The following is a 16,470-nucleotide window of genomic DNA, read 5'->3' as shown; positions in this document are numbered from 1 at the left end:
TCAATTTGTTCCAAAAAAATTATAAGTGACGTTCAGCAATCTGCTCAGCTTTTGTAACGCCTTCTTGAGTAAGTGATTTCATCGGCTTCCGGCAAAAGCCTGCATCTACATCTTTATACTTCAATATCTCTTTAATCGTTGGATAAAGACCGTTGTCCAGAATCTCAGCAATAAGGTCATTAGTCACTTTTTGTACTTCTCTTGCTTCCTCAATCTGACCGTTCTGGGCCAGTTCAAAGATTTGCTTGGCTCGCTTGCCGTTTACGTTAAATGTGCTGCCAATCGCCCCATCAACATTTAACACACTTGCAGAAAGCAGCATCTCATCAAACCCTGAGTAAATTAATTTATCCGGATAGGCATGTCTGATTCTCTCCAGCAAAAAGAAATCGGGTGCCGTGAATTTAACACCAATCACTTTTTCATTTTCAAACAGCTCTCCAAATTGCTCGAGGTTCATGTTAACGCCTGTCAGGGCCGGAATGGAGTAAATGATCAAGTCGTTATCAACACTATCCAGAATCGCATTGTAATAGTCTTTTATTTCATCAAAGTCAAACTTATAGTAAAACGGTGTCACAGCAGAAATGGCATTATAGCCGAGCTGTGTGACATATTGCGCAAGTTCCACAGCTTCATCTAAATTAAGTGCTCCCACTTGTGCAATAAGCTTCACATCATCGCCTGCTTCATTTTTAACCACATCAAAAATCTGTTTCTTCTGCTCTTTGGAAATGAGGAAGTTCTCGCCGGTACTGCCATTCACATACAGCCCATCAACCTGCTGGACATCAATGTTATACCTGACAATCTCCCGCAGACCTTTTTCATTCACATTGCCCTTCTCATCAAACGAACACATTAGTGCTGTATATAAACCTTTCATTCTATTACCCTTCTTTCTGTTGAATTATTGGCAAGCTCCACGACAGCTTGACTAAATTTCTCCGTGATTAATTGCGGACGAGTAATGGCACTCCCAACAACAACGGAATGAGCACCCGACTGCAGCGCTTTTTTACCTTTTTCAGGCGAATCGAAATTACCTTCTGCAATCACCGGTACAGATAAATGTTCGATAAGTTCTGTTACCAGATTCATAGGCACCGCATCTTTCGAATAAGGCGTATAACCCGCCAGCGTTGTAGCTACGATATCGACACCCATTTTTTCAGCATTAATTCCCTCCTCAAATGTAGAAATATCCGCCATAAACAATTGATCCGGATACTTTGCTTTAATGTCCGAAAAGAACTCCTTGAAGCTTTTGTCATCGGGCCTTTCCTGTCCAGTAGCATCAAACGCTATAATGTCCACACCTTCCCGATAAAGTTCATCGACTTCATGAATAGTCGGCGTAATGAAAACACGGCTATTGGTAAAATCCTTCTTGATGATGCCAATAATGGGGAGATCCACTTCTTGTTTGATCGCTTGAATGTCCTGTACAGTATTGGCCCTGATACCGGATGCGCCACCCTGTTTTGCGGCCAATGCCATTTTCGACATAATATAAGGACTGTGAAGCGGCTCATCCTCCAATGCCTGACATGACACAATTAATTTGTTCCTGAGTTTTTCCAGTATGTCCATAAATAGTCCCCTTACTGATTCCTGTAGCTTTTTAAAGCGATTTCATTATCTGAACTATATCAATTTGAAAGTTAACTGTCAATATATTAATTTAAATTGATTGTTTTTAATCATTAGTCACCCTTGCAGCAAATGTATTTAATTTACTTTTCGATATAAAAAAAGCTTCAATTCTTTGGCATTAAGAATCAAAGCTTTTTCACTGCATTTACAGCTATTTTTTGTCAAATTAATTGGAAATTAAAATATATTTTCCATCATTTCTTGCAAGTTTTCACAATTACTGACAAAATTATTGCCCGGGAAATACTGATATTTTTCTAGGATTCGACATCTGTTACCATTTCAAATCGGCAGTCAAAATTGAATCGCAATCACCATGGCAACACCTTACATGCTTAGGGTTGCAGCCCGGCACGAGTTGGAACCGCCCTCGTTCATTCAAGCCGCATGAATGAGCGACGCTAGCTTTGTGAAAATATTTCCCGGTATCCCATCAAAAAATACAGCCCCATCTCAATCAGATAAGGCTGCATTATCAATTTACGATCGCACTCTCTAAGCAATATTCTTTTTCTCAAGCTTAGCCAAACGCTTCTTATTCGTCGCGATGAAGTGAATGGCTATAGCCCATAAGATGACGGTGAAAAGCCTCCTTTCCATTGATTTCTATTAATCTTAAAAACTACTCCCATTCTTCCAGCAAAACATCAGACGCCGAAATCAACGCATTATACGCCGTCTCTGAAATCGATTCATCGTCCCTTTGATGTTCAATCAGCGTTTTAAATCCATTCAAATGTTTAATCGCTTTGTCCATAGATCCCGAGCTTTCATAATGAGCCAGCACCGTTAAATGGGTTTCAACATGGCGGATAGCATTTTCATCATTAAATTCGCCATCATCCTTCAGTTCATTAACAAGATATTGCAAATATGCAACCGTTGATTCTTCTGGCGGCAAATCATCGGCCGAAATACCGATTGCTTTGCCTTCTCTTGTGGAATCAGCAGCGCCAAAGTAAGTCCCGCTTTCAGAATCAATCATTAAGCTGTTGACGTTTCCGATTTCACCTGGTTCAGATTCCCATTCATGACCCATCTGTTCCAGTTGGTCACGTACATCTGACGGAATGCCTGTCTCCCAACTAATACTTGGGTAAGAACTGCTGAAAATTCTCGGCTCTTCAATGGCATTTTTAAGTTCCATATCATAGCCAATCACATTAACAATGGTTTGCAATACTGACGTAATGATGGTTGTGCCACCAGGTGAGCCGACTGTCATGTACGGTTCTCCGTCCTCTAAAACAATAGCTGGTGTCATGCTGCTTAACGGTCGCTTATTCGGCTCAACTTGGTTGGCTCCACCTGGCACCGCGTCAAAATCCGTCAACTCATTGTTCAGCATGATACCGTAGTCCGGCACCATGATCCCCGATCCGAATACTTGCTCAATCGTTGTCGTGTATGACACAAGGTTGCCTTCACTATCGGCTACGGTAAAGTGCGTCGTTTGGCCATTCGTTTTGTCTCCCGCTTTTTCACTTATTTTGTAAGGATCACCTTCTTGATATTCCCATGGGTTCCCTGGCTGAACTTCATCATTTGCCTGATCCGGATTAATCATTCCCGCCCTTTCTTCAATGTAATCAGGGTGGAGCAATCCTTCAGCAGGCACATTCACAAATTCCGGGTCCCCCATATAAGCGTCCCTGTCTGCATAGGCGAGGTGCATCGTTTCGGCCATAAGATGATATTTTTCGGCCGATTTGATGCCATGTTGTGTCAGTTCCATCTCTTCAAACATGTCCAGCATTTGCTGCATTGTCAGCCCACCTGAACTTGGCGGGGCCATGGAGGCGATATCATATCCCCTATAATCTCCCCATACCGGGTCCTCATGGGTGACATCATACCGGCTGAGATCATCCGGTGTCATGCTGCTGTTACGGTTCTGTACCTCATCGGCAAGTGCTTCACCAATTTCGCCATCGTAAAACACGTCAGTACCTTGCTCGGCAATCAGCCTGAATGTATCAGCCAAATCCTCCTGAACGAGGAGGTCGCCTTCTTCAAGCGGTTCGCCATCAGGCAGGAAGACTTCTTTTGCCGCTGTATTTGACAATTTTTCCTCATTACTGGCAATAGCGTCGGCCAGTACCCAATTCACATCGACACCTTCCTCCGCCATTTTGATGGAAGGTTCCAGAAGCTCTGCCATTGAACGCGTGCCCCATTGATCGAGAGCTGTTTCAAGTCCTTTCAGTGTTCCTGGCACACCTACTGACTTTCCGCTGCGCACCCGTTCCTGGAAAGGCATTGGTTCACCGTCTTCCTCCAGAAACATATCAGGATTTGCACCGGCAGGAGCGCGCTCCCTGCTGTTAATGACCGACACATCTTCCGTATCGGCATCATAATACATTAAAAAACCCCCGCCGCCGATACCGGACATCATGGGCTCATTGACATTCAGCGCAAACTGAATCGCAACAGCGGCATCAATGGCATTGCCGCCATTTTTTAACACGTCTGCTCCAACTTCAGATGCTAATGGATGCGCGGTCACCACCATGCCGTAATCACCTTCTGCCGTTTGTTCATCCTGTATGCCCTCTGCACTGGCAGTCAACCCGGCCGGCAGAAAAACATGGACCACGAGCAACAGCGACATAAAGATTGACAGCCATGCTATTTTCTTGTTCTTCACGATAAAACCCCTTCCTGTATTAATATTTACTCTGTCAAAATGGTCTATTGCCACTTACCAATCAAATAATCCGCATTTGTTTTAAGAGTTTCATAGGCATCCTCTGACATATTTTCCTGCTGATGATCCAGCAAGCTTTGAAAGCCTTCCATATGTTTGATGACTTTATCCCCTAGTTCCCGGTCTTCATAATGGCTGACAGCAGTCAAATGAATCTTTAATGAATGAGCGGCTTCATCGCTTAAAAATTCTCCCTCAGCTGCAAAGTCCTTTACAAGTGCTTTCATCGCGGATGCACTCCATGCGTTAATGGCATCGGCCGTCTTTCCCGCCACTGCCTGACGTATCGGATTGGTGGACGGTGCATCCCGTGTCGGGTGGACTTTGTTTGTCAATAAAATCGCTACCGTTTCTTTGCTTGGGCTGATCACGATTGACGTGCCTGTAAAACCGGTATGCCCAAGCGTTGACGGTTCGGATAAACCACCCATATACCAATCCTGATTCAGTTCCCAGGCTAAACTATGCGCATTGCCCGGAAAATCAGGCAGCTGATTCGTTTCCATTTTTTCCACAGTCCCGGTTTCCAAAATGCGTGTATCGTCATATTGACCATCGTTGAGAATCATTTGTGCAAATACCGCTAAATCTTGAGCGGTTGAAAACAAACCGGCGTGGCCGGCAACACCGTCCATCGCCCATGCGTTTTCATCATGCACCTCACCCCAAACAATCCCTCTATCTGTCTGTGGCTGATATTCGGTTGCAGCAATTCGGTCTTTTAATAATTCAGGCGGGTTGAACATCGTGTCTGTCATTCCAAGCGGTTCAGTGATATTCGTTTGAATATATTGATCAAGCCGTTCACCTGAAATTTGCTCGACTAATGCCCCAATTGTAATCATGTTCAGGTCGCTGTATCCGTAATGTGTGCCGGGCTCATGCTCTAATGCAGTCGAGAACACTTCCTGATAGGCTTGTTCACGTGAATCTGTCGTTTGATAAAGTGGAATCCATGCCGGAAAGCCGGATGTGTGCGTCAGCAACTGTCTGATTGTGACATCGGATTTCCCATTTTGCGCGAATTCGGGAATGTAGTCCGCCACCGGATCATCTAAGTTAAATTCGCCTTGTTCATATAAATGCATAGCAGCTGTTGCTGTAAACACTTTGGTAATGGAAGCTAAATCGAATATCGTGTCAGTTTGCATTTCCACCGGGTTTTCCATTTCCGTAAAGTCATCATCCAAATAGCGCGCCGCATATCCGTAAGCATCTTCTTTAACAATGGTTCCGGATCTGGCTGCCAAAACGACAGAACCCGCCATGTATTTATCAGCGATTCCCTGCTGAATGACGCTATCTATTTCATCTAATGGCTGCTGCAGCATTTGCACACTGTCTGCCGGTCCAGGCTGCACGATAGGTGCGGTTGCTGCTGCTTTTCCACCGCCTGCAACAAACACAGAAACAAGCAAAGCGCAAGCCAGTGTTAACGAGATAAACTTGTTTTTCATTCTTGTTACTCCTCTCTATGGGATAAAGTGAATCTTCAATCAGTAGGGGGCTCTTTCTTCCCCCACTGATTGTTAGATGAACGAATCGGACATTTACTGGCAGTTGATCCCCCACCTAATCTTCATCGTATACGCGAACATTTGAGGCGGGGGTCTTACTGCCAGTTACATGCGGGATAAAAAAACGCAGCCGTTCTTAAAGATTTTCATACGGAAAGAGCGGCTGCTTTTTTTACATTAACTGGCGATATTTGTCTTTTGCTCTTGTTCAATAGAAATATCAGAAATATCTGAATCTACCAAGTCTCCAATCAGCTTAATTTTTTCAGGATTCACACAATCAATGGTCCATTGCTTTTTATGAATCAGATACCTATGCTTCCCATTTTTCAATTAATGCATCAGCTTGAGACTGAAGAAGGTTAAAGGCGTCAGCAGAAATCAGTTCATTATTTTGCTGCTGATCCAGCAAAGCTTTGAATCCTTGCATGTGCTTGAGAACTTTTTCTGCTGCTTCTTGTTCTTCATAATGGTTCACAGCGGTCAAATGACGCTTTAGCGCACGCGGAGCGGTATCGTTTGTAAACGCTCCTTCCTCCTTCAACTGATCAACAAGCGCTTTAATGTCTTCTGCGCTTTCAGGTGTCTCATATTCATCATAATTTTCCCCATGTCCAAACTCATAATGATCTTCAATAGTTACCGGAAGTTTACCACCCGGGTTCGCTCCGTAAATGACATCAACCGCAGCTTCCCAAGAGACCGGGACTGCTGATCCCCACCTTTCAACCGCATACGTCGCTATGTGTGCATCCACATCAGGATATTTTTTGATGTCATATGGAATGCCTAAAGATATGGACACGACCGGTTTTTCCGTTCCCTCAAGAGCATTAACCAGTTGGCTCTGTCCTTCAGCAAGTTCACTGGCAGAGAAAGTTGGAACAATGATTCGATCTGCTTGTTCGGCTTGCTGGACGGCTTCATCGATTTCACTATCGGATGGATTTGCGGAAGTGACATAACGCTTAACTTCCCCGTTTGTTTTCGCTTGAACAGAATCAGCTATATCTTCAATGTAATAACTTTGGTTGTATATTTCCGGACCAACAACAAAAGTAGTATCATTGGATTCAGAGTCAAAAGGCAACGTATCATCGTTTTTCACGAGTGTCATCGAATCCTGTGCCATGCTTTCCGACAATTCTTTGTGGGATTCCGTATTCACAACGTCTGTTGCTTCCTCTGGATCGACATAACGATTATCAAACAGCCCATATCGCACTTTTGTTGCTAAAATGCGCTCAACGGATTCGTCAACCTGTTCCTCTGAAAGTTCTCCGGATTCATAGGCTTCGAGCAGGGCTTCAAATGTTTCTTTTTGTTGTTCAAGTGTTCCTGTAGCCATGATGATATCGGCTCCTGCCTTAACAGCCATCACGGCTGCTTCTCCTGCACCCCATTGCTCATCGATAGCTCCCATGGACATGGCATCTGTCACAATAATTCCGTCAAACCCCATCTCTTCACGAAGCAATCCGGTCAAAACATCTTCTGACAATGTGGCCGGAAGCTCCGGATCAATAGCCTCGATGATGACATGAGAGGTCATAATTGACTCAGCACCGGCATCAATGGCGGCTTGGAAGGGCGGAAGATGAACTTCTTCCAGTGTTTCCCGGTCATAAGTAACGGAAGGAAGACCATGGTGTGAGTCCTCACTCGTATCCCCATGTCCGGGAAAATGCTTTGGCGTCGATAATACGCCGTTTTCCTGATAGCCTTCTACTTGCGCAACGGTCATATCCGAAACAAGCTCTGTATTTTCCCCAAATGACCGTACACCGATTACCGGATTATTTGGATTGGTATTCACATCAGCAAGTGGCGAATAGTTCCAGTTAAAGCCTGTCGCTTTCATTTCTTGCGCCGTGACACCCGCCATCTCATTCGCTGCTTCTAAATCTCTCGTCGCTGCAATTCCCATTTGGCGCGGAAAGGCGGTCGCATCGGTGACATGCTGATTGACACCGTATTCAAGGTCAGCCGTTGAAAATAATGGGATGTTCATACTTGTTTCCGATGCCCACTCTTGGAGCTGATTATTGTATTCTGCCGTGGTACTGGCATCGCGATTTCCGTAAACAATCACAGAACCGGCTTTGTATTCCTTAATCAGTTCTTTTGTGTCTGCATTTGGCATATTATTTTCGTTATCGTGGGTGGACGGCATCACAAGCTGTCCGATTTTTTCTTCAGGGCTCATTTGCGTAATCATCTGTTGAACCATCTGTTGATTCGCATCATTCAGAGCACCGGCAGGTTTCTTATCTTGTTGAGCTGATGATTGTGCTACAGTGGTTACTGGTGTTGTAAGGAGAAGAATAAATACAGACATGTAACTGAGAAGCCTAGTCCATTTCGTCATTTTCAGTCTCTCCTCTCGTTCTGATTTTTTAATGGCCAATTGGTCATGAGGGACGAACAAGCCGACCATAACAGACGTTCATAGTTTATGGCACAGCTCCATTTACATCAATTATTATTCTCCATCATCTGCTGCTTGTTGTGCATTGAATGTCCACTCGAGATTTAAAGAATCACCCTGGAATTGATTTTGATTTTCTCCGTTATCAATAAAATTGAATTTGACAACGAGATCATCGAGTGAACCGGGTTCAAGCCCATCCTCAAGCACGGGATCGAAAACATGTTCATTGACAGCCTCAGGCGACATGTTTTTCAGTTCAGCTAATGTTGTTTGGTAAATGACTTCATCCAGCTTATCAGCGTTGTATAAAAACTCGACTTGGATATGGTCGCCAAAATCACCGGTGTTGTCACCCTCTGCATCTGTTACGGAATAGTTGGTTTCCAATAGCACCTTGTCAATCGCCAATGAACCGTTATTTTGCAGTTCAAAATTGCGGGTCATGGAATCACCGGGCTGGATATTGTCAACTTCAATCACTTGTGTCGGTTCTACTGCCAGATCAAGCGTCCCGGCCGCAAACGTGTTGTTCGTTGTCTCACTGTCGCTGAAATATGCATATGTCCCTCCTCCGATTAATGATAAACCGAGTGCTGCTGTCATCACGCCAATGCCTAATTGTTTCTTCACACCCATATAATTGCCCTCCTTTATATTTTTCCCTGCCCATGCAGGGTTATTTATTTAGAAGTTAATTGAACATTGATTTAGCAGATGCCAATTCAAAAATCGTCCATCGACAAAAATTTGATCGTTAAGACATCATTATCAAAAAGTGCATCTATTTTTCGAATAATTTAAATATTATTAATAGCGTATCAAGTTAAATTATGTCAGTCTATATAACTTTAGTTTCGTTTTCCTATATTTTTCCTGACATTATTCCTAGTACTTTTTTCGTTTTTTATCGAAATAATGGTTATAGACTAAAAAAACTCCTGGTCTTGTCGATACAAAACCAGGTTTCTGTCGAGTAAGGGATCTGTGCACGTGCCCTCGCATAAGATGATACTGTTCCCGCACATTTAAGCCGTTGTCCCGGCGCTGACTCAATTCCAACCGCAAGCTAATCATCCAGCAAAAAAATACAGCCCCATCTCAATCAGACAGGGCTGCATTATCAATTTATGATCGCACGCACTAAGCAATATTCTTCTTCTCAAGCTTAACCAAACGCTTCTTATTCGTCGCGATGAAGTATATGGCTATAGCCCAGATGATGACTGCTAAAATTGATCCGATGTTGAAAATACCTTTATCGGCGGTCCACATGATTGAATAGCCGATGGAGCCTGCGAGCAGCGCGTAATATACAAATGGAATCAGGGTTTTACGGATGATGTGGCCTTCCTTGCCGACAAGGCCGACGACGGCTGAAGCGGCAACGACGTTATGCACACAAATCATGTTCCCGGCTGCTCCGCCTACTGCCTGCAGGGCAACCATCCATGTTGCACTGCCGCCGATATTTTCACCAACACCGAACTGGAATAAGGAAAACATCATGTTACTGATCGTGTTACTGCCAGCCACAAACGCGCCAAGTCCTCCAATGAATGTGGCAAAAATTGGGTAGAGCTCGCCTCCCAAATCCGCAACTGCCTCAGCGAGGACGAGCGGCATCTCCTGAAATCCGGCTGCTCCGCCATCTGTGTTCAGGAAGACCTGGACCATTGGCACCGTAAAAACGAGTGCTGTACTGGCAGAGATCATTGTTTTACCGGAATCCTTCCAGGCGGTGGCAAATTCCTTTGGCTTCATACTGTGCATAAAATACGTCAGAACTGCAACGACGATGAAAATGAACCCTGGTGAATAGAGGATTTCCCATTCTGCTGTGATGTCTGTACCAAACATATTCGGAATCCGTATGATAGCAGATTGGAGCCACTCCCCAACCACTGTCAGCCTTGATATAATCAGAAGGGCAGCAATCAGCACATATGGTGACCATGCCCGCCACATGCTGATTTTTCCGGCATTGATATCACTTTGCTTCAACTCCACTTTGCCATTCCAAAGCGGGTCCCAGCGGTCTTTTGGTTCGAAATCCCACTCTTCACCTTCTTCCGGCATGAGAAAACCTTTTTTCGCTGCCGGGACGACAATTAACAGCCCGATTAAACCGCCGAACATAGCCGGGAATTCCGGTCCCATCGTGTAGGCAACCAGCAGATATGGTATGGTCATGGACAATGAGGCGAAAATGGCAAATTTCCATACTTGCAGTCCTTCGCTGAACGATTTGTTTTTTCCGAAAAACCGTGTCAGAAGACCGACTAAAAACAACGGAATCAAAATACCTGCCAATGTATGAAGCAGCGCAATCTTTCCGGCCAAACCAAATACGAAACTCGAAACATCCGAAATCTGAGTCAGCGGTTCAACACCTGATCCCACACCGACAACGATCGGCGTTCCAACTGCCCCGAATGACACAGGCGTACTCTGGATCACCATTCCCGAGACAACAGCCGCCATCGCCGGAAAGCCAAGCCCCACCAGCAGCGGAACAGCGACAGCGGCCGGTGTCCCGAAGCCTGCAGTTCCTTCAATGAACGACCCGAAAAGCCATGCAATGATAATCACCTGAATACGACGGTCCGGGGTAATATCCGTAAAACCGCGGCGAATCGTGTGGAGCCCTCCGCTTTCCTGCAATGTGTTCAACAGCAGGATCGCACCGAAAATAATGAATAATAGCGTAACAGCAACGACGAGTCCGTTGACAGAAGCAGCTGCGACCTGCGGGAACGCCACATCCCAAACAAAGAGGGCTAGCAGTACGGCCACAATGAATGAGATCGGCATGGCTTTACTTGCGGGCCATTTCAGACCTACCAGAAATACAGCAACAGCGATAATCGGAAGCAAAGCGAGAAAAGCTAAGATTCCAGTTCCCAAGGTAATTTCCTCCTTTTTTTCGTTTAATATCGTAAACGATGTCTAAAACGCGGATCATCACGACGGGCAGTCGCGCACCTTGCAACGCCACATCCTCCTCGGAGACGTTTAACAACGGCCCATGGTATCAAAGGGACTCGAGAAGCCGGTTCGGAGACTTTTTACAGCGATTCAAACTGAAAAAGAACTTGAGAAGTCATCTCGAAGACTTTTCATGACGATTCAACCAGCAAAAGGGACTCGAGAGACCAGCTCGAAGACTTTTCATGACGATTCAACCAGCAAAAGGGACTCGAGAGGCCAGCTCGAAGACTTTTCACGACGATTCAAACTGCAAAAGGGACTCGAGAGACAGCTCGAAGACTTCTCACGACGATTCAACCAGCAAAAGGGACTCGAGAGACCAGCTCGAAGACTTTTCACGACGATTCAAACTGCAAAAGGAACTTGATAAGCTGCCCGCTTTCCTGCAGGAGTCGACCCCCCCTCCAATCAAACGCTGCAATAACGAATTACAGCTGCTCGATTTAATGATCAAAATGTTCAGTTTTAGCCGCCGTAATGTTTTGGTTCATTAAGATGCCGTGAACAAAACTTAGCGGAGGAAATACACGGAGGCTCCTGCGGGAGGAAAGGCATAGGTGAGACCCCGCAGAACGGGGTTCGAGGAGGCTCACCAGCCGCCCGCGGAAAGCGAAGTGTATTTCCGAAGCGGTGTTATCACACACAAAATTTTCATTGTGTCGCAGTTTATGGGTTAAGCGTCAAAAGCAACAACGTTTTAGAAAACAGCCATAATCTTAAACGCTCACTTTTTTCTCATCACGCTTCACTTCAACACAACGGCCCGGTTCAGGGAACAATTTCCCCGGATTCAGCAGGTCGTCCGGATTGAAAACATGACGAATATCGGTTTGCGCCGCCATTTCTTCGTCGGTGAAAATAAAACGCATTTCAGCTGATTTTTCAATGCCGACACCATGTTCACCGGTTATCGATCCGCCGACGTCCGCACAGACCTGCAAACATTCTGACCCTGCCTTGGAGGCCCGGTCACTTTCTCCGGGAACGCTCGCATCAAACAAAATGAGCGGGTGCAGGTTCCCATCGCCTGCATGGAAAATATTCGCAATCCGCAGTTCATATTTCCGGCTGATAGCGCTGATGTGTGCCAGCACTTCAGGCAGGCGGGTTCGCGGGATTACGCCGTCCTGGACAAGGTAGTCCGGCGAAATTGCTCCCATCGCGCCGAAGCCCATTTTACGGTTGGCCCACCACATACTTCGTTCCGCCTCGTCTTTGGCCACTTTCACGTCGCGCACATGATTGCTTTTGCACACTGTTAAAATATCCTCGATCTGGTCATCAATCCCTTCTTGAATGCCATCAACTTCAATCAGTAGAAATGCCGCGATATCGCTCGGGTGCCCGACCGGATAGGCTGATGCCTCGACACCTTCAATCGCGATCTCATCCATCATTTCGAGCGCCGCCGGGATAATGCCTGTTGCGATAATGTCTGATACCGCCTGGCTTGCATCGTCAATATCGTCAAAATAAGCTAAGCCGGTTTTTTTGCCTTCAGGATTTTTCAAAATGTTGACGGTAATCTTGGTCACAATGCCAAGCGTCCCCTCCGACCCGGTGAGGATTCCGAGCAGATCATACCCCGGCTGATCCGGCACACCGCTATTGCCAATTTCAATAATCTCACCGCTCGGCAAAACCACTTCAAGCCCCAAAATGTGATTAGTCGTCACGCCATATTTCAAACAATGCGCACCACCCGAATTTTCAGCCACATTGCCGCCAATCGTGCAGGCATATTGGCTTGATGGATCCGGCGCATAATAGTAGCCTTTATCTGAAATCGACTGGGTCAGCTTCAAATTGATATACCCCGGTTCGACAACGGCCTGGCGATTTTCCAGATCAAGGTCAAGCAGCCGCTTCATCCGGACAAGACTGATGATTACTTCACCGCCTCTCGGTGTCGCACCACCGCTCAACCCCGTTCCTGCACCGCGTGCAATGTAGGGAATCTCAAGCTCATTCAACTGCTTAACGACATCCGAAACGTGCTGTGTATTCCGGACAAATACGACCGCCCGTGGTATGCCTCGTTCCAGTGTATAGCCGTCACACTCATAGGACAGGAGATCTCCCTTCAAATAGAGCACATTTTCTTCACCGACAATTCCCATTAATTGCTTTGCGGTTGCATCCGGCTTTTGCTTGGCTCGTTTTTTTCGAAACATTCTTTTCACCCGCTTTCTGTGTGATTCCTATAATTCGTATTCATGCATTTTTTGCTTATCTTTTTCGTACGCCCAATCAAGGAGCTGGACGGTATGGACGACTTTTTCGTTTCGGCCGTATTTTTGCACGCCCATCGCAATCTGCAGCATACAGCCGGGGTTCCCCATCGAAATCATATTAATGTTCTCCGGCATATCATCAATTTTGCGGTCAAGCAGTTTCCCGGCCATCTCGGGATGGGTCAGATTATAGATGCCCGCACTGCCGCAACACCGGTCCGCATCAGGCAAATCAACCATCTCAACCCCCGGGATGTCGTTTAATATTTGCCGCGGTTCAGATCGCACACCTTGCCCGTGCGCCAAATGACACGCATCATGATACGTCACGGTTGTGTTGACTTCAGAGTGAGGACGTTTGAAATCATTGTCGTATAGAAACTTGGTAATATCCTCTATCTTTTCGGAAAATTCCTTCGCGAACGGCAGTATCTCCGGATCATTACGGAACAGTTCATCGTACTCCTGGAGCGCACACCCGCAGCCAGCCGCGTTGACGAGAATTTTATCGTAGTCTTTGAACGCCTCAATGTTCTTTTTGGCAAGCTGTTTGCCGCTATCCCTTTCGCCGGCATGAATATGAAGTGCCCCGCAGCAGCCCTGGTCAGGCGGCAGACCCACCTCGAATCCATTATGCGTCAGCACGCGGACCGTCGATTTGTTCACGTCATTGAACATGACGTCCATGACGCAGCCTGTCAGAATGGCAACGCGCCCTTTCGTCTTGCCTTCTGCCGGAATAACGTCAGGATAATTGCCCAAAACCGGTTTTCCCGCTTTCGGCAATGTAGCTTCCATATCTTTTAAATGGTCCGGCATCACATTGAGGATACCTGTTTTTCTGGCAGCCTTTTGCAGTCCGCTATTTTGATAAAACCGCATCAGACCGCCCAGCTTATCCATCCGCTTTTTATGCGGGAAAAGTTGGTTCAGAACCGTTTTCTTAAACGTTCCGGAGATACCTGATAACGGCATTGACTGATTGATTTGCCCGCGCGCTTCTTCAATCAGACCACCGACCTGAACATTGGCAGGACAGGCGGTTTCACACGCACGGCAGTCGAGGCAATTATAAACCGGATCGGCAAACGCCTCATCAAGATCGATTTTGCCTTCAGCCACCGATTTGATTAAGTAAACCCGGCCCCTTGGTGAATTCTGTTCTTCACCCGTTTCCTGATACGTCGGGCATGCCTCCAGACACAGGCCGCAATGAACACAGTCAGCCCATTTTGTTGCGTCGGGGACGTCATCCCAGATGTAATTTCCAAGCGGATTCGACCGGCATGCCGGATCAGTCTTTTCCGCTTCATGCTCTTCTGTGACAGCAGCGCCATTCGACCGCTCAGCTTTGCCGCCGCTCAGCATACTCACTAAGCCCATACTCATCTTAAATCCCTCCCACAAACCGCTGCCGGTTCAATAGTTTCTTCGGGTCATTCGTCCGTTTAATGCCGTCCAGCAATGAAAAATAGACAGGCTTCTCGCCCCACACATCAGCTTCTTCCCTCAGTACGAACGGTAAATGGGTGCAAACCACGTATCCATCCCTTTTTTCAACCTCGGACCTTAGCGCTTTTATGAAGATGATGACGTCTTCTGCATACCCATTGACATAAACGCGCGAAATCCCGTGCCCGGCACCACCATGCGCTTCAATGGCAACATGATGCACTTCAGCGAGTTCTTCCGCCTTTTTCAAATTGCCGGGAACGTCCGATGGCAGGCTGCCGATTTTCAAAGCCGCCCGTGTATTAGCATCATCTGTCTCATCATTGTGACCGTTCGGGCCCTGGCGGCGAAACGCATTCCACCATTCGCTTGCCTCCTGTTCATACAGGACTGTTTGTTCGACATCCGGCGGTAAGTGATCCGCCACCCATTTTTCCTGCTGACTGACAGCCTTTTTTTGATCTTCAAATGCAATTGCCAACGTATAACGCTGTTTGCCGGTTAATTTTTCGGCTGTTGCCGGTGTCAATACTTCAAGCGATACCGGCTCCATCATCGAATCCATGATACGTTTTGCAAAATCGTAAATCTCCCGTTCTCGGGTCTCCGGAAAATGCAGCAATGACAGCGCCTCATATTTAGGGAGCGGCCGCAATTTCAATGTAATTTCGCTGATGATACCCAGCGTTCCCATTGCGCCAATAAAAAGCTTATTCATGTCATAACCCGCTACATTTTTGACCACTTTACCGCCCGTTCGGATGACATGTCCATCTGCGTAAACAATTCGCGTTCCGATAACATGGTCTCTCGCAGATCCGTAAAGCAGCCGTTTGGCACCGCTTTCATTTGCTGAAATAACGCCGCCTATCGTTGCCAGTTCCGGCCATGACGGGTCAAGCGCAAGACACTGCCCGCTTTGGGCCAATTGATCGGAAATTTCCTTTACTGTCGTTCCAGGTCTGACGGTCAGCGTCAAATCACCAACCGAATGTTCAATAATACCCTTATAACCTGCGAGCGACAGCAAAATATCCGCTTGCTCCAGCGTCCCGCCATACCCCCGCTTCGTTCCGCCCGATATGATGTTCACGGTTTGCTCGTGCTCATTCGCGTATCGAAGGACGTCCGAAATATCTTCTTCGGAATAAGCTTCTATGATCTGACGCCCGCCATTACCGAGCGGATGATCCGATTTGTTCTGTTTGATTTGGTCTTTCGGTATAACCGTTTCGAGCGTTGATGTGCTCATTTGGGAATCCCCCTTCCATTTGGTTTCACAAGACAAGACCGTTTGGATGCATATCCTCAATCGTTTGGCGTGGTAGTGTAGTGATGTCTATAGTAAACCAATGTCGTATATCAAAGTCAATGCTGTTTTCTCAATAATCCAAAAACTTTTAAAATACGCGTTTATTCGACAAGGTCGTTGTGGCTGTTCTCGGTGGAATTGGTGTTGTGGCCTATTGATTTGATGTGGTT

Annotated in this window: 10 protein-coding genes; all 10 read right to left on the bottom strand. The window is 46.3% G+C overall.

Annotated elements, in window-relative coordinates; genetic code table 11:
* Nucleotides 1-19 precede the first annotated feature (19 nt).
* The 10 genes from AOX59_RS16160 to AOX59_RS16110 all read right to left on the bottom strand — a co-directional run bounded on the left by AOX59_RS16160 (nucleotide 20) and on the right by AOX59_RS16110 (nucleotide 16,240).
* Nucleotides 20-886, bottom strand: coding sequence for an N-acetylneuraminate lyase (locus tag AOX59_RS16160; protein ID WP_068447004.1), 867 nt, complete (start codon nucleotides 884-886; stop codon nucleotides 20-22).
* Entirely contained in the window at nucleotides 883-1,593 is a 711-nt protein-coding gene (locus tag AOX59_RS16155; RefSeq protein ID WP_068447002.1) for an N-acetylmannosamine-6-phosphate 2-epimerase, read from the bottom strand. The genes AOX59_RS16160 and AOX59_RS16155 overlap by 4 nt, the downstream gene beginning before the upstream one ends.
* Nucleotides 1,594-2,278: 685 nt before the next feature.
* Entirely contained in the window at nucleotides 2,279-4,270 is a 1,992-nt protein-coding gene (gene ggt / locus AOX59_RS16150; protein WP_068448408.1) for a gamma-glutamyltransferase, read from the bottom strand.
* A gap of 80 nt (nucleotides 4,271-4,350) precedes the next feature.
* A complete protein-coding gene (locus AOX59_RS16145) occupies nucleotides 4,351-5,823 on the bottom strand; it encodes a serine hydrolase domain-containing protein (RefSeq protein WP_068447000.1) in 1,473 nt (490 codons plus the stop codon).
* A gap of 373 nt (nucleotides 5,824-6,196) precedes the next feature.
* A complete protein-coding gene (locus AOX59_RS16140; RefSeq protein WP_068446998.1) occupies nucleotides 6,197-8,251 on the bottom strand; it encodes a glycoside hydrolase family 3 N-terminal domain-containing protein in 2,055 nt (684 codons plus the stop codon).
* Nucleotides 8,252-8,365: 114 nt separating this feature from the next.
* On the bottom strand, nucleotides 8,366-8,950 hold the full coding sequence (locus tag AOX59_RS16135; protein WP_068446997.1) for a CalY family protein: 585 nt from the start codon (nucleotides 8,948-8,950) through the stop codon (nucleotides 8,366-8,368).
* Nucleotides 8,951-9,454: 504 nt separating this feature from the next.
* Nucleotides 9,455-11,218: an L-lactate permease gene (locus AOX59_RS16130; RefSeq protein WP_068446990.1), complete on the bottom strand. Its 1,764-nt coding sequence runs from the start codon at nucleotides 11,216-11,218 to the stop codon at nucleotides 9,455-9,457.
* Nucleotides 11,219-12,018: 800 nt separating this feature from the next.
* Entirely contained in the window at nucleotides 12,019-13,476 is a 1,458-nt protein-coding gene (locus AOX59_RS16120) for an FAD-linked oxidase C-terminal domain-containing protein (protein ID WP_068446985.1), read from the bottom strand.
* A 27-nt stretch (nucleotides 13,477-13,503) separates the two neighbouring features.
* Entirely contained in the window at nucleotides 13,504-14,925 is a 1,422-nt protein-coding gene (locus AOX59_RS16115; RefSeq protein ID WP_237049292.1) for a (Fe-S)-binding protein, read from the bottom strand.
* A gap of 1 nt (nucleotide 14,926) precedes the next feature.
* A complete protein-coding gene (locus AOX59_RS16110) occupies nucleotides 14,927-16,240 on the bottom strand; it encodes an FAD-binding oxidoreductase (RefSeq protein WP_068446983.1) in 1,314 nt (437 codons plus the stop codon).
* Nucleotides 16,241-16,470: the final 230 nt, after the last annotated feature.

Origin of the sequence: Lentibacillus amyloliquefaciens, from assembly GCF_001307805.1 — a bacterium.
GTDB classification, from domain to species: Bacteria; Bacillota; Bacilli; order Bacillales; family Amphibacillaceae; genus Lentibacillus; species Lentibacillus amyloliquefaciens.
The sequence above is the reverse complement of the archived record's forward strand: the minus strand, read 5'-3'. Positions and strand labels throughout refer to the sequence as shown.